Below are 18,312 nucleotides of genomic sequence, written 5' to 3'. Positions count from 1 at the left end.
TTGGCGTATGCTTTAGGCCGAAGGCTCAGGCGCATTCCGCCATCGGGCCTCTTTCGGTCCTCCGCGGGGAAGGCGCTCTCTCGTTTGGTTGGGCCGCCAGCCCCGACGCGAACCGGGGAGCGCCGTCCTTGCCGGAGATCCAGACGGCGTTTCGCCCTGCAGCCTTTGCCGCATAGAGTGCGCGATCGGCGGAAGACAGAAGCTCGCTTGCCTCCTGCTCGCTGCCGACAAAGGCCACGCCGATGCTGACGGTTGCCGAAAGCGTGGTGTTGCCCGCCTTGACCAGCGCCTGCTCGAAGGCACTGCGGATATCCTCGGCGATGGCTGCGGCCCGTGACCGGTCGACCCCGGGGAAGCAGGCAGCGAACTCTTCGCCGCCCATGCGCGCGAGGAAGGCCTGGCCGCCCACGGCTTGCGAGATGACGGCGGCGCACTCGATCAGCACCTTGTCGCCGACAGCGTGTCCATGGCGATCGTTGATCGCCTTGAAGTGGTCGATGTCCATGTACATCAACGCCCCTTCGCCGGGTTCCGTCGCCAGATAGGCGTCGAGGCTCGCCATGAAAGCGCGCCGGTTCTGCACACCGGTGAGGGCATCGGTTTCCGACGCCAGCTTGTATCTGTACTGCGTCCTTTCCTTGATCAGCGCGAAGAACGAAAACCCGCCGGCAAGGCTGTGAATGAACAGTTCGAAGGTCAGCAACTGGTACCACAGCGGCTGTTCGGCGCCTGACGCCGTGTTGCCGAAGAGCGGCCAGACGAAGATCAGTGGGATTCGCGCGAGGTAGAACAGCCCGTGCGTGGCGAAGAGAAAGGCGACGATGTAGGAGCTTGGAAGCCTGCGGAAATTTTCGGACCGGAAAATCTCGACCGCGATCATCGCCGAGTAGACAAAGATCAGTGCCGAAAACAGCACGATCCTGCTGGTGACGCTGTTCTGCACGTAATCGGAAAAGCCGGTGACCAACAGCCACAACACCGGACCGGACAATGCGGACGCGACCTTCAGCGGTTGATTGTCGAAGGCGCGCAGCCCGAGCCAGATGAGCGCCAACCCAAGAACCGCAAGGGCGTTGCCCAGCGACACCGGGACGAAGGAATAGCCAGGGCCCCTGAAGGCAAGCAGGGTAAATCCAACAGCAGCGACCAGGAATGCACCGGACCACAGCCGCAGCTCCAGACTGTTGCGCTCCTGACGCGACGCGAGTGCGAAGAAGACTGCAAAGACCACCAGCGTCGCGAAGGAGCTGATCATGATCGTCGGGGTATGTAGCGCTTCCACCGTCCACTCCTGGATTCTGCGGGACGTTATGCGCCAGAATCTTAAAGGTTTCACAAATGGCGGCGGCGAGGATTGGCAGGGGTCACGGCCGCCGAGGCGGGCACTTCCGATGTGCTATGACGGCGCGGTTTGTCGCATCGTCAGGTCGGCAACCAGCCGCCGCTGGCCGGCCCGGATCACCTCTTCCATCGCATGTCGGGCGCCTTCGGCGTCACCGCGGCGGATTTCCTCGACGATGCGGATATGGGTCACGGCGACGCGGTCGATTTCACTGCGGTCGGCGGTCGGGTTTGTGAGCTTGAAAACACCAATGAGCGCCGCTTCGATCAGGCTGCCGACCGTGCGCATGAACGGGTTGAGCGATGCCTCGAGCAGGTGCAGATGGAATTCGAGGTCCGCGTGCGCCAGCGTTTCGGCGCTGTGGTCGTCGTTGCCCATGGCGACGGCGAGCCGCATCATCTGGGCAATATCGGCGTCGGTGGCGCGTTCGGCAGCGAGCGCTGCCGCGGAGGGTTCGAGCGCCAGCCGGATCTCGCTCAGGTGGTTCAAGAAGTTCTCGTCGACGCCGACGCTGAAGTGCCAGGAGAGCACGTCGCTGTCGAACAGGTTCCAGTGCGCTCGCGGCATTACCCGCGTCCCGATGCGCGCGCGTGGGAACACCAGGCCCTTGGCCGCCAGCGTCTTCATCGCCTCCCGCAGCACGGTACGCGACACCTTGAAGCGCGCCTCCAACTCGATGTCGCCGGGCAGAATATCGCCGGCTGCGAACTCGCCGCCGATCACCGCGCGCCCGAGTTCATCGACCACATGGCCATGGCTTGAACGTTTCACCGGTTGTCTTGCGAAAGGTCCTGGCAGCATGAGGTACAACTGGACCCTTTCCTAGGCGTGTCGCTGTTTGCTGTGCGACACGTAGACGATGCCCTTCTGCATCAGGATGAAGACGAACAGCAGCAGGCCGATCAGGATCTTCGTCCACCAGCTGGAGAGCGAGCCGTCGAAGGTGATGTAGGTCTGGATCAGTCCCTGGATGAGGATGCCGATGAAGGTTCCCGCAACAAAGCCGGAGCCGCCGGTCAAAAGCGTGCCGCCGATCACCACTGCAGTGATCGCATCGAGTTCGACGCCGACGGCGGCAAGCGAATACCCGGCTGAGGTGTAAAGCGAGAACACGATGCCGGAGAGCCCCGCGAGCAGGCCCGACAACGCGTAGATCATGATGGTGGTACGCCCGACTGGTACGCCCATCAGCTTGGCGGTGGCGGTACCGCCGCCAAGGGCATAAACGTCCGTGCCGAAGCGGGTGCGATGGGCAATGAGGATGCCGATGGCAAAGACCAGCAGCATCAACCCGCCGATGAGCGTGATCCGGCCGCCGCCGGGCAGCTTGTAATAGAACCCCTTCAACGTGCCATAGAACGGATGCTTGATGGCGATGGAATCGATCGACAGCACGAAGGCCATGCCCCGCGCCAGAAACATGCCGGCGAGCGTGACGATGAAGGCGGGCATCTCAAGGTAGTGGATGATGGCACCCATCACCGCGCCGAAGAGCGTCGCGATGAGAAGGACCATCGCAAAGGCTGCGAGCGGATGAATGCTGGTGTTCTCCAGCGCGACGGCAAGGAACACGCCGGTAAAGGCGATGACTGAGCCGATCGACAGGTCGATGCCGCCAGACAGGATCACGAAGGTCATGCCGACGGCGGCGATGCCGAGGAAGGCATTGTCGGTGAGGAGGTTGCCGATGACCCGCGTCGACAGAATGTTGGGATACTGCGCCACGCAAAGCGCATAGCTCAGCACGAAGATGACGATGGTTGCGGTCAGCGGCAGGTACTTGGGTTTCATCGCGCTTGCCGCTCCGTCGGTTTTCTGCTGGCGCGCAGGAGCGCTAAAAAGGTGAAAGCGTTGCGCACCGGCGGCGACTGCAGCACGAGAATGAACACGATGATCGCCGCCTTGATGATCAGGTTGAATTCCGGCGGGAAGCCGGAGAGCAGGATGCCGGTGTTGATCGACTGGATGATGATGGCGCCAAGCACGGAGGCGGCGATGCTGAACCGGCCGCCGAGAAGCGAGGTGCCGCCAATGACCACGGCAAGGATGGCATCGAGTTCGAGCCAGAGCCCGGCATTGTTGGCGTCGGCGCCCTTGATGTCGGCGGCGGCGATGATGCCGGCAATGGCGGCGCACAGGCCGGACAGCATATAGGCGGCGATCAGCAGCACCGGGGTTAGCACGCCGGACAACGTGCTCGCCTGGCGGTTGATGCCGATCGCTTCGATCAGCATACCGAGTGCCGTCTTGCGCACGATCAGTGCAACCAGGATGCCGAAGACCAGCCAGATGATCACCGGCAGGGGCAGCCATGCGAAGGAGCCGCTGCCAAGGAAGGTCAGCCCCGGATCGTTGAAAGTGAGGATCGCGCCTTCGGTGACCAGCTGGGCGATGCCGCGCCCGGCAACCATCAGTACCAGCGTTGCGATGATCGGCTGGATATCGAGGATGGCGACGAGGACACCGTTCCACAGGCCGCAAAGGATGCCGGTGCCAAGCGTGATCAGGAGTGTCATCGCCAGCGAGTGACCCGACGTGATCGACGACGCAGCGACCGCCCCGCAGATGGCCATCACGGCGCCGACGGAAAGGTCGATGCCTTTGGTTGCGATGACGACGGTCATGCCGATGGCGAGAAGAACCACCGGAGCGCCGCGATTGAGAATGTCGATGACACTGCCATAGAGGCGGCCGTTCTGGATTTCGAGACGGAAGAAGCCCGGAAACACGAAGGATACCATCAGGAGAATGACCGCCAGCGCGATCAACTGCGGCAGAAGCCTGTGCGCATAGCTCCTTAGTATTGCTGTCATGCTGCTCCCCGTTCATTCGCCGATGCGATGGCCTCGATGATCTGGTCCGCCGTGATCCGCTCGCCTTCGAGCGAGGCGACGTGCTGGCGGTCGCGAAGCACGACGATGCGCGTGCTGTAGGCGACGAGCTCCTCGATCTCCGACGATATGACCATCAGCGACATGCCTTTTTCGCGCAGGCCCTCGATCAGCCGGACGATTTCCGCATGCGCCCCGACATCGATGCCGCGTGTCGGCTCGTCGAGGATGAGGAACTCGGGCTCCGTCGCCAGCCAGCGGGCAAGAATGGCTTTCTGCTGGTTGCCGCCGGATAAGAGCCGGATCGGCTTCTCGCGATCGGCCGTGCGGATGTCGAGTGCCCGGATATAGTGGTCCGCCAGGCGGTTTTGCTCGGTGCGGGAGATCGGGCGGGTCCAGCCACGTCGGGCCTGAAGGGCGAGCACGATGTTTTCGCGCACCGAGAGATCACCGATGATGCCTGCGGTCTTGCGGTCTTCGGGGCAGAAACCGAACTGTCGCGCGATCGCCCGGCGCGGCGACGATAGCTGGACGGTCTTGCCGTCCACTTCGGCCGTGCCGCTGTCGGCGCGGTGAGCACCGAAAAGGATCTCGGCCGTCTCCGTGCGGCCGGAGCCCAGAAGCCCGGCAATGCCGACGACTTCGCCGGCTCTGACGTCGAGGTCGAAGGGGGAGATGTGGCCCTTGCGGCCATAATTGCGGAAGCGATAGCGCACGGGACCGGTCACATCCTGCCCCTCGCGCGCAGAGCGGATCTCCGCTGCAAGCTCGCGGCCGATCATCATCGAGATCAGATCGCGCCGCTCAAGCGTCACTGTCTCGCGGGTGCCGACCAGTTGGCCATTGCGAAGCACGGTGATGCGGTCGGAGATCTCATACACCTGTTCGAGGAAATGGGTGATGAAGACGATACCGAGGCCGCGCGCCTTCAGCCGCCGGACGATGCGAAACAGCATCTCAACTTCGTGGGCGTCGAGACTTGCCGTCGGCTCATCGAGGATCAGCACCTTGCCCGAGAGATCGACGGCGCGGGCGATCGCCACGACCTGCTGTATGGCGACGGAATAGCTGTCGAGCGTGCGGGTGACGTCGAGGTCGAGTTCGTAGTTTTCGAGCAGTGCGCGCGCCTGACGGTTCATGGCGCGGACATCGATGAAACCGGATCGGCGCGGTTGTCGGCCGAGAAAGAGGTTTTCCGCTACCGTCAGGTTGGGCAGCAGGTTGACCTCCTGGTATACGGTGCCGATGCCGAGCTTTTGCGCATTGAACGTGTCGCGCGGATCGATCTCGACGCCGTCGAGCAGGATCGTCCCACCGTCGCGCCGGTAGGCGCCGGTAAGGCATTTGACCAACGTTGACTTGCCGGCGCCGTTTTCGCCGAGCAGCGCATGGACTTCGCCTGTGCGTAAGTGAAAGTCGACCTTGTCCAGGGCCTTTGCCCCGGGAAAGACCTTGTCGATCCGGGTCGCTGAAAGCAGATTGTCGCCAACGGCCTGCATGATCCCTCCCGGGCTGGAATACGGAGCATTCAATCGAGCGCGCCGCATTGCTTCAGTATGCCAAATGCGGCACGCGGCGCTGCAACGCTTGAAGCTCCGGATGTCTCGCTGGACTTCACTTGGTTCAGGGAGACATCCGGAAGCGCCTTGCGCAGGCGCCGGTTGCACCTGGGATCAGTAGCCGAGACCCTTCTTGGCTTCGTAGATCTTCATCGGATCGTCAGCCTGGGTGTAGAGCTTCGATTCCGTCTGGATCCACTTCGGCGGCTTCGTTCCGTCCTTCTGGAAAGCGGCGAGCGCGTCGAAAGCGGGGCCGGCCATATTCGGAGTCAGCTCGACGGTGGCGTTGGCTTCGCCAGCTGCCATCGCCTGGAAGATATCCGGCACAGCATCGATCGAAACGACCAGGATGTCACTGCCCGGCTTCAGGCCGGCTTCCTTGATCGCCTGGATTGCGCCGACGGCCATGTCGTCATTGTGGGCGTAGAGCGCGCAGATGTTCTTGCCGCCATCTTCGGCCTTCAGGAAGCTTTCCATGACTTCCTTGCCCTTGGTGCGGGTGAAGTCGCCGGTCTGGCTGCGGGTGATCTTGAGGTTGTCGTGGCCGGAAAGGGCCTGTTCGAAGCCCTTCTTGCGATCGATCGCCGGCGAAGAACCTGTTGTGCCCTGGAGTTCGACGATGTTGCACGGCTTGCCGGCAACCGTGTCGGCGAGCCACTTGCCGGCAACATTGCCCTCATGCACGAGGTCCGACGTCACGGCGGTCATGTACAGTTCATCGGACGCATCGACGGTGCGGTCGAGCAGGATGACCGGGATCTCCGCGTCTTTGGCTTCCTGGAGGACCTCGTCCCAACCGGTGGCGACGACGGGGGCGAGCAGGATGGCGTTGACGCCCTGGGCGATGAACGAGCGCAGCGCCTTGATCTGGTTCTCCTGCTTCTGCTGGGCATCGGCGAATTTCAGATCGATGCCGCGCTCTTCAGCCTGCTGCTTCGTCAGCGTCGTCTCCGCAGCGCGCCAGCCGGACTCCGAGCCGATCTGCGAAAAACCGACAACGAGATCTGCGGCAGATGCGCTGCCGAACGTGCAGGCAGCAAGGATCGTTGCACTCGCGAGTGCTTTGGCGAATTTCATGATTTTCCTCCCAAAGAAGCTGCTCTCCTCGCAGCGATTTTAAAAAATCATATAATAATACTTTTGTAAACTCACGTTTGAGAACATGCATCGCGGACGCGCATCGGATGCGCGGTTCGCTTCCGGCTTGCGTTCGCCGCATAGTCAAGAGCGTCGAAGACAGCCGCCGATATCGCCTGCATCCCGCCTTTATCCTTCGAGATCGTTCGTTGGCTGCGAGCACGGCATTCGGGGAACGACCCGGCCCAGAATGAGGCTTGTCATCAATGAACGCGTGTGCAAAGATGCTCGCGTGTGCAAAGGAGTCGTGCCCCGAATGAACCTGGAGAGAGTATTCTATCCGAACGATCTTGAGGGTCGGGCGAGCCTTTGCCGAGATGTTATCCTGTCAGCCGGAGCGCTTGTGCTCCGGGGTTTTGAAGACAGCGCGACGCGTACCTTTTCGCTGAAGGGCCCGCAGGACTTTCTGACCGAGACGGATGCCGCCTCCGAGGCGCATATCCGCAAGGCGATCGCCGAGCACTTTCCTGACGACGGCTTCTTCGGTGAGGAGGGCGGCGGCTCGATCAGCAATCGTCTCTGGGTGGTCGATCCGGTCGACGGCACGGCCAATTTCGCCCGCAGCATCCCACATTTCTGCATTTCGATCGCCTATATCGAGGACGGTCGGGCGGAGATCGGCGCCATCTACAATCCCGCATCGAATGAGCTTTATTTCGCCGAGCGTGGGTCAGGCGCTACCCGCAACGGGCAACCGATCACGGTCTCTGCCACCACGGCGTTTGAAACGGCGTCAGTGGAGATGGGCTGGTCCGGCCGCGTGCCGAACGAAATCTATCTCGAAACCATCCGCGATCTGCTGGCGCTTGGGACCAATGTCCGCAGGGCAGGCTCGGGCGCGCTGGCGCTTGCCTATGTCGCCGATGGTCGTTCGGATGCCTATGTCGAACTGCATATGAACTCCTGGGACTGTGTGGCCGGCTTGCTGCTGGTTGCCGAGGCCGGCGGCGATGTCTGCCCCTTCATGGAGATCGGCAGTCTTCGCGGCGGTGGCCCGGTTCTCGCATCCGCTCCGGGCATCGCCGTTGGGATCAGCCGGGCGTCGCGGATACCGATCGCGCCCGGAGGCGACGTCGTTGCCGAACTGCAGTTCGCCTGAACGGCTGCATCAAAGGCGCGGACAATGGGAATTCTAGACGGCAGGCCTTTCGGCGCCGTCCGATCTGGAAAGGAAACGGCATGGATGCACCTGTTTATGCACGCCCGGCGATCAGTCTAATCGCCAGGGGAATCGGCCCGCACAAATCCGATCTCTACATCGGCGGCAGCGAGGGCGCACGCGACCTCGACTTGCTGAAGCGCCACGGCATCTCGGTGGTGGTCAATTGCGCGATCAATCTCGATATCAACTGGGTGCGCGAGACGGACGCTGACGGTGGTGACGATCTGCGGCCCAGCGGCTATGCCGACATTCGCTACTATAAGCTCGGCCTGATCGACGGCGAAGGCAGCCCGGACACGATGATGCTCGGCGCCTATTACATCCTCGACGGGGCACTGCGTCAGGCGATGCCGAAGCGCGAAACCTATCCTTTCGCCGATGGCGGCAATGTGCTGGTCAATTGCCGCGGCGGACGCAGCCGCTCGGTGTCGCTTGTCGCCCTGTTCCTGCATAAGCAGCAACCGGAGTTGTTCCCGATGCTCGACGCCGCCGTCGCCCATATCCGCGAACATCGCGAATTGCGTCCGGACGAATGGTTCGAAACGCCGAAGCCGATGCTTTACGAGGCGGCCCGCCGGGCGTCTGAGTGGATCGACATGATCGCCGGCAAGGCGTCCGGGCGGGACTGATGTTGAAAGGCAGCCAACCTAGCATCGCCGTCATCGCCGACGCGCATTTCCACGATCTTGAAGGCGACTTCGATTTCCCCGGCATGACCATCGACGGGCAGCGGATGATGGTTCGCAGTTGGGCCGAAACACGCCAGTCGACCCGGGTTTTCAACGAGAGCGCCAAGGCGCTTTCAGTGGCATTGGATGAGGTCAGAGATCGCGGCATCCGGCATGTCGTCCTGCTCGGTGATTACACGGATGACGGCCAGCGGCAGACGACCGCGAGCCTGCGCCGCATCCTTGACCAGCACGCCAATGAATATGGTACGGCCTTCTATGCCCTTCCCGGAAATCACGACATTTTCGGTCCGACGGGGCGCCACCACACCAAGGAGTTTCTGGATCAGGATGGCGCCGGGGTCTGGGTAACAAGCGACCCGGCGTCGGCAGCGGCGGGCGAGATCGTCACCCCACGCATGTATTGTGAGGGATATCCAACCGGCCTCGGCCCGATGGCCGACTATGGCTATTTCCGCAAGCCGGAATATCTTCATTGGGAGACGCCGTTCGGCCTTTCCGACGATGTCGAAAGTCGGCGCTACGCGGTCGCGTCGCCGGATGGAAGCAACCAATACTCGTTGATGGACGCATCCTATCTGGTCGAGCCCGAGCCGGGTACCTGGCTGTTGATGATCGACGCCAATGTGTTCGAGCCGCGGGACGGCACGTGCATGAACGGCGAAGAAGCAGCTTTTGTCGACAGCACCGCGGCCGGGTGGAATGCCATGCTGCGGCTGAAACCCTTCATCGTCACGTGGATCACCGACGTTTGCGCGCGGGCAAAAGCCCTGGGCAAGACCGTTCTCGCCTTCTCCCATTACCCGGCACTCGATCCGTTCGACGGCGCCACCGGTGCCGAGCGCGTGCTCTTCGGGGAAACCAATATAGCCCGTCGCACGCCGCGCGTGGCCGTCACCGACGCCTTGCTCGGCGCGGGTTTGAGCGTGCATTTCAGCGGCCACCTTCATGTCGAAGGCGTGACGCGGCGCGGCCGTGGCGAGCGTCAGCTTACCAACGTGGCGGTTCCGTCGCTGGTCGCCTATCCGCCGGCCTTCAAGATCATCCAGCCGACAAACGACGGCATCATCGTCGATACCGTCGCGCTGTCGTCCGTGCAGGTGGATCCGCGTCTGTCGCAGGCCTATCGCCGTGAAACGAAGCAACTCGGCCAAGCGGACGATCTCGCCTTTGATGCCGAGGATTACGGAGCGTTTCTGCGCGCCCATAAGCTGGCTTTGGTTCACCACCGCTACTTCCCCAAGGAGTGGCCGCAGGATGTCGTGAGCCGCGTCTCGCGGGCCACTCTTGCCGATGTCTGCGCGGAACTTCTCGATGCCGATGCAGTGGAGCATGCATTGCACGCGCTTGCACATGCGTCGGGAATTGTGAGCGAGCAGGTCACGGCTTGCCGCATGATCGATGTCATCGCCGACTGGTACTGTCTGCGCCAGGCGGGTCACCTGGCCCTTCCTGCCATAGCGCAAGAGCGATTGCGTCTTTACCGCGCCCTTGCCGAGCACTTCGGCCGGGAGCCGGATGAAGGGTGGGACGGCTCTGTCGCCGGTTTCCTGTCGATCTTCCTGGGTGCGTTTGCCGCCTTTCTCGACCGCGCGGAAAACGGTGCGCGGCAGACCGAAATCACCTTGCAGCGAGAGGCGAAGGAGGTTGTATGACCATGGATCAGCAGTCGTTTGTCTTGCCCGGACGGCCCCGGAAACCACCGGCAAGCGTCCCGGAGTTGAAGGAGGCGTTTCGCCTCGGCGCCTGCGGGCTTAAGGGCGGGCGGCTCGAAGTCGCCAAGTTCGCGCTATCTCATCCCTACGACGTTGCCTTTGCCAGCGCGCGGGAAGTGGCTGAGCGAGCCGGCGTTTCGACCACCACGGTCATGCGGTTGATCAGCGACCTGGGCTTCGAGAAGTACGCCGGCTTCCAACAGTTGTTCCGCCAGGAGCTGCGCCGCGGCAGGCAATGAAACCGTGTTTTAGGCAGTAACGAGCTGAAGGACCGTCCGAGCGGAGTGCGCCCATGGAATCGACCATCGTCAGCATCAATCTCTTCGGCGCCGTGGCGTTGCTGCTGTTCGGCCTGTCCGAGGTCAAGAACGGCGTGCAGCGCGCCTTTGGCGCCAGGCTGAAGGCGGGGTTGGCCGCCGGGACGCGCGACGGTGCACGATCCTTCCTCGCCGGACTGGTCGCGACGATCGCGCTGCAGAGCTCGACTGCGACGGCGCTGATGATCGCATCGTTTGCCGAACGCAATCTCGTTGCGCCGCGCATGGCGCAGATCGTGCTTTTGGGGGCGAATGTCGGAACCGCGATGACCGCCTGGATCGTATCGCTCGGGATCGGCTGGCTCTCGCCGCTTCTGATCCTTGTCGGCGTTGTCCTTTCGCGCGGAACGTCGAATGCGCGAAAGGGTGGCGGCTCCGCCCTTGTCGGCGTCGGGCTCATGCTGCTGTCGCTGCATCTCATCGGCATTGCGACAGAACCGGTGCGCGCGTCTGCGGCGCTCTCCGCCTTTCTGGCGATGCTCGACAATGCCTGGCCGGTCGCCCTGATCTTCTCCGCCATGCTGGCGATCCTTGCATCTTCGAGCCTCGCCATCGTCGTCCTCATCCTGTCGCTTGGCGCAACGGGCGGCATTTCCACCGGGCTGATCATCGTCCTGGTTCTCGGCGCCAATCTCGGCGGTGCCGTGCCGCCGGTTCTGGCGACGCTGCGGGCGCCGGTCAGCGCCAGACGCGTGACGGTCGGCAATCTCATCGTGCGCGCCATCGGCTGCCTCGTGGCGCTGCCGCTTGCCGGCTATTCGGCACAGTTGCTCGACATCCTGCCGCTGGCGCACGACAAGCTGCCTGTCGATGCACATCTCATCTTCAATCTGGCGCTGACAATGCTTGCCTGGCCGCTGTCGCGACCACTCGCAGCATTGACCGCGCGGCTGTTGCCTGAACCCAAGCAGATGCCGGACGCACCGAGTTATCTAGACGAGGACAAGCTTTCGACGCCGGTCGCTGCCCTTGCCGGTGCAAGCCGCGAGGTTCTGGCTGTCGGCGATCTGATCGAGAGCATGCTGGCGCAGGCAAGCGATGCGCTGCAGCATGCCGACCCGACAAAGCTCGCTGGTATCAGCACGCTCGAGGGACGGGTCGATCGGCTGCAGCATCAGATCAAGGTCTATGTATCACGGCTTGGCCAGGCGGACATCGGCGAAGACAACCGTCGGCGAGCAATGGATGTTGTCGATTATGCCATCAATCTCGAACATATCGGCGACATCATCGAAAAGGGCCTGCTTGCCGAACTTGCAAAGAAGATCGCGCTGGGTCTGACGTTTTCGAGGGATGGCCATGAGGAGATGACACGGCTGTTTGCGATCACGCTCGACAATCTGCGCATGGCGCAGACCGTGTTTGCCACCCGCGATGCGGGCCTGGCCCGCCGGTTGGTGGAGGTGAAGGAAGACGTGCGTCGTCTCGAACGGCAATCGGCCGAGCGGCACCTTCAGCGCCTGCGCGAAGGCCGGGCGGAAAGCATCGAAACCAGTTCGTTGCACCTCGATATGCTTCGCGACCTCAAGCGTATCAACGCCCATATCGCGTCGGTCGCGCATCCGATCCTCGACGACAGCGGCCTGTTGATCGAAAGCCGCATCCGACAGGCCGGCTGATTTCGAGAGCGCCGCGCGGAGGACCTAACGCACCGTCTTGCGCTCGATCATCGACACGGGCACCACCTGCAGCCGGGTCGCAAGCTCGTCGGTTTCGAGCGCCGCCAGGACGTTCGCGGTCAGCGCCGACAAAGACTGCTCGATGGTGGTCAGCTCATAGCTCTTCCAGCCCGCCTGCGGAATATCGTCGAAGCCGATGACCGACACATCCTCAGGCACGCGTCGATGCATTTCGATGCGAGCGGCATCAAGGAAACCGAGTGCCAGCAGGTCGGTGACGCAAAATGCCCCGTCGATCTTCTTGTCGCGCAAAAGATCACAGCCGGCCTGATAGCCGCTTTCGTAGCCGGTCGGGCCGTCGGACCAAGCGACCACCTCGATGCCGGCGGTCTGCATCCTCTGCGTAAACGCCGTCGCGCGTCGAACCTGCGCTGGCGTCTGGCTGGCGCTTGAGACGACCGCGACCTTCCTGCACCTGGCGGAGATCAACCGGAGCGCGGCGAGGTCCGCTCCGCGCGAATCGTCGCTCAGCACCATGTTGGTATCGGTGCGATCGAGTCGTTGATTGACCAGGATCAGCCGCACGCCGTTGGCGATACATTCATCGACGATCGACGACGGGGGCTCGCCGGAAAGCACGACGATCGCCTGGGCGCGGAATTCAAACAGTAGCTCGATTAGCGGCGCGATATCCTTGCGGGCATCGGCGGCGTTCAACAAGAGGCACTGAAGCCCGCGTCTGAGCAGACCGATGCTGAGAAGATCAAGCTGCTTGGAAATGAAGGGCGCACTGAGGTTGGTGCCGACGACGCCGATCAGGTTCGAGCGGTCGTTGTTCAGCCCCTGGGCCAGCCGATTGACCCGATAGCCGAGCTCGCGCGCAGCCTTCAGTACCTTGCGCCGGACGGCCTGGGAAACGCTGGCGCCCGGTGTGAACGTCCGCGAGACGGCCGAGCGCGAAACACCCGCGCGCTTTGCGACTTCCTCGGCTGTGACGAACCCTCGTGCCATGATTTTCCTCAAGAATCAGCTCGCGGCTATCTGGGCCACAAAAGCCGGTTCATTCCAACGAAAAAGTGTCGCTTGCCTGGGGGCGCTATCACCTAAGCGCCGTGCGAACCGCAAGAAATTCGTCTGTTTGGTCCGCCGCTCGATCTGTCGTTGGCTCGTCTTTTGCCGATAGTCGCGTGGCAATGATCACGTGTTCGAAAAAAGTCCGTCAGGCGAGATAAAATATCCAATAAAAACAACAAGATAAATCATTGCTCACGTGTGCATTTTTTTGTTGACAAGGAGGCTCCGTCAATGGATCATGCATTCCATAGGCGGTTCAGAAATGGAATTTTTGTTCCGCCTATGTTCGTGATGATGGCGCCGGCTTCTGAGGAGTGGCCGGCTGTCGTCGGGCCCGATCCGGACAGGATCGTTTGAACGGGGTCGGTCGCGAACAGGGAGGATTGGATCGATGACGACGCACCGCGTTCTTGCGGCAGGTTGCCTTGCTCGACATGGAGCAGGGGCGGCTGCTCGTGCGGCTTTCGCTGACCTCTTTGTTCGCATGTTGGCTCGGCCGCAAGGCATTCGGGGCTTGGGCCCGTGGCATTGCGTGACGAGGTCTCAAGGGGAAAGAGCATGGCTTTTCTAAGTGATTCAGCGAAGGCGTCGCCGGCAGCGGGCGGCGAGGCCGCTGTGCCTTCGTCCTGGCAGGTCTGGCGATACCGGTTGAAGGTCGCCTCCCGAGAGCCGACGACGTTGATCGGGGTGCTGACGGCGCTGCTCTTCACCTATCTGATCGTCGTGCCGATCATCTCCATCGTGCTCGATGCCGTGCGTGTGCAATTCGGGCACGAGCGCCGGCTCGGCAAGGATTTCGGTGATCTGACGCTGTACTATCTCGACAGGACGTTCCTGTCCCCTGTCTCCGTCGACCTCTTCTGGCGGCCACTGTTCAACACGCTGTCGGTTGCCGTCGGCGCGATCCTCTTGTCGCTGCTGATCGGAACCATTCTTGCCTGGTTGATCAGTCGCACCGACATGTTCGGAAGGCGCTGGTTCGCAACCGCCCTGATCGTGCCTTACATGCTGCCTGCCTGGACCTTCGCGCTCGCCTGGACGACGCTGTTCAAGAACCGCACGGTCGGCGGCCAGCCCGGCTGGTTCGAGGCTCTCGGCTGGACGCCACCGGATTGGGTTGCCTATGGCCGGTTTCCGATCACCATCATTCTCGCCCTACACTATACCCCCTTCGTCATCCTGCTGTTCGGCTCGGCGCTCCGGCGCTTCGATTCCCAGCTGGAGGATTCCGCCCGCATCCTCGGTGCCAAGCGCTACCAGGTGGCGATGCAGATCATCCTGCCCTTAATGCGGCCGGCGCTGATGTCGTCGATGATCCTGATCTTTGCAAAATGCCTGGGCGAGTTCGGCGTGCCCTACGTTCTCGGCCTGCCGGTCAAATTCGAGGTACTTTCCACCTCGCTTTTCCGCAGCATCGCTTCCCGGCAGACCGGTGTTGCCGGTGTCGTTGCCGCATCCATCATGCTGATCGGCATCATCACCCTGATGATCGATGCGCGGCTGGTGCGCGAAGCGCGCCGGTTCGTCACCATCGGCTCCAAGGGCTCGATGAACCGGCAAAGCCGGCTCGGCAAGCTCAGGCTTCCGGCCACGGGTTTTGCCGCGACGATCTTCATGCTGAGCGTCGGCCTGCCGCTCCTGACCCTGTTCCTGTCGACGGTCATGAAGCTGCCGGCACAGTTTACCCTCGACAATTTCACGCTCGACTACTGGATCGGCCAGGATCTGCACACAGTCGCGCTGCAGACCGGTGTGCTTCTGAGCCCCGACCTCTGGGCGGCTGCGAAGAACACGCTGATGATCGTCGGCCTCGCGTCGCTGGCCTCGGGCATTCTTGGCCTGCTTGTCGGCTATGTCGTCATCCGCACCCCGGTCAGGGCGCTGTCGGTCTATCTGCGCCAAGTGACGTTCCTGCCCTATTTGGTGCCGGGCATTGCCTTTGCGGCCGCTTACCTCTCGCTCTTCGCCGTTCCGAGGGGCCCGATGCCGGCGCTCTACGGCACGGTCACCATCCTGGTGCTGGCGCTGATGGCGGACCAGATGCCCTACGCCTCGCGGGCCGGGATCTCGGCGATGACCCAGCTCGGCAAGGATCCGGAAGAGGCGGCCCAGATCGCCGGTGCCGGCTGGTTCCGCCGGATGATGTCGATCGTCATCCCGATTCAGAAGGGCTCGCTCGTCACCGGTGTGTTGCTGCCGTTCATCTCGGGCATCAAGGGTCTCAGCCTGTTCGTTATTCTCGCCGTGCCGAGCACCGACGTGCTCACGACCTATTCGCTGCGGCTCGTCGACTATCACTACACCCAGGCGGCAAACGCGGTCGTGTTGATCATCGCCGCCATCGCCTATCTCGGAACTCTGGCAGCCCAGAAGCTGACCAAGACCAATCTTGCAGAAGGACTCGGAAGCTGATGCCCACTATCAATCTGCGCGGCGCCCAGAAGAATTATGGCGTCAACTCCGCCAATGCCGTCTCCAACCTCGATCTGGAAATCCGCGATGGCGAGTTCATGTGCCTGCTCGGCCCATCTGGCTGCGGCAAGACGACGACATTGCGCATGATCGCGGGCCTTGAAAACCTGTCGGGCGGCGAAATCCGCATCGGCGACCGGGTGGTCGATTCGATTTTCGAAGGGGTCTTCGTGCCGCCGGAGAAGCGGGAGATGGGGCTCGTCTTCCAGAGCTACGCGCTCTGGCCGCATCTGACCATCGAGCGCAACACCGACTTCGGCCTGCGGCTGCGCAAGCTGCCCAAGGCCGAACGCGAGGCCCGGGTCGAAAAGGTCATGCAGGCGCTCGACATCGCCAAGTACCGCGACCGCTATCCGTCGCAGCTTTCTGGCGGCCAGCAGCAGCGGGTTGCCCTTGCCCGAATGCTTGCCGTCAATCCGGGCGTGCTGCTGCTCGACGAGCCGCTCTCGAACCTCGATGCGCGGCTGCGTCTCGAAATGCGCGCCGAACTCAAGCGGCTGCACAAGGAGTTCAAGACGACGATCGTCTTCGTCACCCACGACCAGTGGGAGGCGATGACATTGGCGACGACGATTGCGGTGATGAACGAAGGCACGCTGCAGCAGATGGGCACGCCGAACGACATCTATGATCGTCCGGCCAACCGCTTCGTCGCCGAGTTTGTCGGCAGCCCGCCGATCAACATCCTGTCCTTCGACAAGAAGGGCACCTCGGATGTGGCCAAGGAGGCGGAAGCTTACCTCTCCGCCCGCTACCCCGGCCTGCGCGGCATCGGCTCGGTCGGGATACGCCCGGAAGCGCTCAGCTACGCGACCAAGAAGGAAGACGTTCCGCAGGGCAGCTTCAGCGGCAAGATGGTCGTCACCGGCATCCTGCCGACCGGTGGCAGCTGGATCCTGGAGCTGAAGAGCGACAGCCACACGCTGTTCCTGACGACGCATGCACTGCCGCGGCTGGAACTCGGGGAAAAGGTCCGCTTCTTTGCACCGTCCGAGGCGCTGCACGTCTTCGGCAAGGACGGCCAGCGCATTGCCGAGGCCGACAAGCTGCTGCGCAGCGCGAAGCTGAACTGACGACATTACTGATCGCATCAACCGAAAGACGAACACCGCTTACTGAGGAGGAGCAGTCGATGCATTTTCGGAAGAATGGAACGGCAGACTATAAAAGGTGCTGCCTGTTGTGGACGACGGCCTTTGCCGGCCTCTTGGCCGGGCAGGTCATGGCTGAGGATGCCTTCGACCTGAACGCGCTGGTCGAGGCCGCCAAGAAGGAAGCGCCGATCACCGTCTATGACAGTACTGGCAAGATCGTCGAGATGGCCAAGGCCTTTTCGGCGAAGTATGGCGTCGCTGCCGAGGGATCGAAGGTGAAGGCGTCGGCGCAGCTCGAGATGATCATCCGCGAGGCGCGCGCCAACAATATCCAGGGCGACGTTTCGATCATCAGCGATGCGCCGGCCGCAATGGCCCAGTTGATCCCGCAGGGCTTTGCCGAGAGCTGGCTGCCGCCGGACATGGCGTCGAAAATCCCGGAGCAGTACCAGAATCCGCTGACGGTCGTGACCAGCGCCAATGTGTGGGCCTACAACACCGAGCTTTACGACAAGTGCCCGGTGACCAACATCTGGCAGCTGACCGGCCCTGAGTGGAAGGGCAAGGTCGCCATGCAGGACCCGCTCGGCAAGGCATCCTATGTCGACTGGTTCAACCAGATGGCAAAACACGGCGATGACAAGGTCGCAGCCGCCTACAAGGAGCTCTACGGCAAGGAGCTGGAGCTCGACGACGGCAGTGCGACGGCGGCCTGGGTGAAGGCGCTTGCCGCCAATGCGCCGCTCCTGACCGATGCCGATGCCGCGGCAGCCGATGCCGTCGGTGCACCGGGCCAATCGCAGCCGTTCATGGGGCTGATGAGCTCGGCGAAATTCCGCGACAACGCGGAAAAAGGCATGAAGCTTGGGCTCTGCACGGACCTGAAGCCATGGCTCGGCTGGATGTATCCGGGCGTCGGCCTGATCACCAAGGGCACCAACAGCCCGAATGCGGCAAAGCTCTTCATCCACTACGTCATGACTGAGGAAGGCATCGCGCCGCAGGCGGTCGACGGCAAGATGTCGACCAACACTGACGTCGCGCTTCCGGCCGACGAACCGTCGGGCATAGGCAGGGTTCTCGACCAGGTTCTGCCCTATCAGATGGCCACGAGCCTTGACGATTGGGATGCGCGTGAAACCTGGCAGGATTTTTGGCGGGTGAACTACCAGAAGTGATGGCCGGTTGACGGAAGCGCTGCGCATTGCGCGACCGCCCAATTGCCGGGCGGTCGCTGACAGCCTTGTCGTTGCGCCGTGCCAATGACCGAGAATGAACGATCGAAGTTCGGAAAACCGAAC

General features: G+C 62.4%; 15 protein-coding genes. 8 read left to right on the top strand and 7 right to left on the bottom strand.

Translation table 11 applies throughout. The annotated features are described in order from the left end of the window. Positions 1–25 precede the first annotated feature (25 nt). The 6 genes from ABIE33_RS26915 to ytfQ all read right to left on the bottom strand — a co-directional run bounded on the left by ABIE33_RS26915 (position 26) and on the right by ytfQ (position 6,809). Complete coding sequence (locus tag ABIE33_RS26915; protein WP_429130843.1) at positions 26–1,282, bottom strand: diguanylate cyclase; 1,257 nt, start codon at positions 1,280–1,282, stop codon at positions 26–28. A gap of 114 nt (positions 1,283–1,396) precedes the next feature. Then, positions 1,397–2,140: a FadR/GntR family transcriptional regulator gene (locus ABIE33_RS26910; protein WP_429130915.1), complete on the bottom strand. Its 744-nt coding sequence runs from the start codon at positions 2,138–2,140 to the stop codon at positions 1,397–1,399. Between the two features lie 24 nt (positions 2,141–2,164). After that, on the bottom strand, positions 2,165–3,133 hold the full coding sequence (yjfF, locus tag ABIE33_RS26905) for a galactofuranose ABC transporter, permease protein YjfF (RefSeq protein WP_429130842.1): 969 nt from the start codon (positions 3,131–3,133) through the stop codon (positions 2,165–2,167). Continuing rightward, positions 3,130–4,155 carry an ABC transporter permease gene (locus ABIE33_RS26900; protein ID WP_429130841.1) on the bottom strand — a complete coding sequence of 342 codons (1,026 nt, stop codon included), beginning with the start codon at positions 4,153–4,155 and terminating at the stop codon, positions 3,130–3,132. Before ABIE33_RS26900 ends, yjfF begins: the two co-directional genes overlap by 4 nt. After that, positions 4,152–5,672: a galactofuranose ABC transporter, ATP-binding protein YtfR gene (gene ytfR, locus ABIE33_RS26895; protein ID WP_429130840.1), complete on the bottom strand. Its 1,521-nt coding sequence runs from the start codon at positions 5,670–5,672 to the stop codon at positions 4,152–4,154. Before ytfR ends, ABIE33_RS26900 begins: the two co-directional genes overlap by 4 nt. A gap of 174 nt (positions 5,673–5,846) precedes the next feature. After that, positions 5,847–6,809 (bottom strand): galactofuranose ABC transporter, galactofuranose-binding protein YtfQ, encoded by a 963-nt coding sequence (gene ytfQ, locus ABIE33_RS26890; RefSeq protein ID WP_429130839.1) that lies wholly within the window; start codon positions 6,807–6,809, stop codon positions 5,847–5,849. A gap of 316 nt (positions 6,810–7,125) precedes the next feature. Between ytfQ and ABIE33_RS26885 the strand changes: the two genes are divergently transcribed. From ABIE33_RS26885 to ABIE33_RS26865, 5 genes are all read left to right on the top strand, one after another. Next, the gene (locus ABIE33_RS26885; RefSeq protein WP_429130838.1) at positions 7,126–7,968 is read left to right on the top strand and encodes an inositol monophosphatase family protein; all 843 of its coding nucleotides are present in this window, start codon (positions 7,126–7,128) and stop codon (positions 7,966–7,968) included. A gap of 80 nt (positions 7,969–8,048) precedes the next feature. Continuing rightward, a complete protein-coding gene (locus ABIE33_RS26880) occupies positions 8,049–8,660 on the top strand; it encodes a dual specificity protein phosphatase family protein (RefSeq protein ID WP_429130837.1) in 612 nt (203 codons plus the stop codon). After that, positions 8,660–10,375, top strand: coding sequence for a metallophosphoesterase family protein (locus tag ABIE33_RS26875; protein WP_429130836.1), 1,716 nt, complete (start codon positions 8,660–8,662; stop codon positions 10,373–10,375). The genes ABIE33_RS26880 and ABIE33_RS26875 overlap by 1 nt, the downstream gene beginning before the upstream one ends. Beyond that, positions 10,372–10,674: a MurR/RpiR family transcriptional regulator gene (locus ABIE33_RS26870; RefSeq protein ID WP_429130835.1), complete on the top strand. Its 303-nt coding sequence runs from the start codon at positions 10,372–10,374 to the stop codon at positions 10,672–10,674. The genes ABIE33_RS26875 and ABIE33_RS26870 overlap by 4 nt, the downstream gene beginning before the upstream one ends. Before the next feature lie 53 nt (positions 10,675–10,727). Next, complete coding sequence (locus ABIE33_RS26865; RefSeq protein WP_429130834.1) at positions 10,728–12,371, top strand: Na/Pi cotransporter family protein; 1,644 nt, start codon at positions 10,728–10,730, stop codon at positions 12,369–12,371. Positions 12,372–12,395: 24 nt separating this feature from the next. Here ABIE33_RS26865 and ABIE33_RS26860 read toward each other — a convergent pair whose 3' ends face one another. After that, positions 12,396–13,382, bottom strand: a complete 987-nt coding sequence (locus ABIE33_RS26860; protein WP_429130833.1) for a LacI family DNA-binding transcriptional regulator — start codon at positions 13,380–13,382, stop codon at positions 12,396–12,398. A gap of 621 nt (positions 13,383–14,003) precedes the next feature. Between ABIE33_RS26860 and ABIE33_RS26855 the strand changes: the two genes are divergently transcribed. From ABIE33_RS26855 to ABIE33_RS26845, 3 genes are read left to right on the top strand one after another with little or no spacing between them, the layout of a single operon-like run. Further along, the gene (locus ABIE33_RS26855; protein WP_429130832.1) at positions 14,004–15,857 is read left to right on the top strand and encodes an ABC transporter permease; all 1,854 of its coding nucleotides are present in this window, start codon (positions 14,004–14,006) and stop codon (positions 15,855–15,857) included. Next, positions 15,857–16,990, top strand: coding sequence for an ABC transporter ATP-binding protein (locus ABIE33_RS26850; protein ID WP_429130831.1), 1,134 nt, complete (start codon positions 15,857–15,859; stop codon positions 16,988–16,990). Before ABIE33_RS26855 ends, ABIE33_RS26850 begins: the two co-directional genes overlap by 1 nt. Before the next feature lie 59 nt (positions 16,991–17,049). Beyond that, positions 17,050–18,189 (top strand): ABC transporter substrate-binding protein, encoded by a 1,140-nt coding sequence (locus tag ABIE33_RS26845; protein WP_429130830.1) that lies wholly within the window; start codon positions 17,050–17,052, stop codon positions 18,187–18,189. Positions 18,190–18,312: the final 123 nt, after the last annotated feature.

This window comes from Ensifer sp. 4252 (assembly GCF_050434565.1).
Classification (GTDB): Bacteria; Pseudomonadota; Alphaproteobacteria; order Rhizobiales; family Rhizobiaceae; genus Ensifer.
The sequence above is the reverse complement of the archived record's forward strand: the minus strand, read 5'-3'. Positions and strand labels throughout refer to the sequence as shown.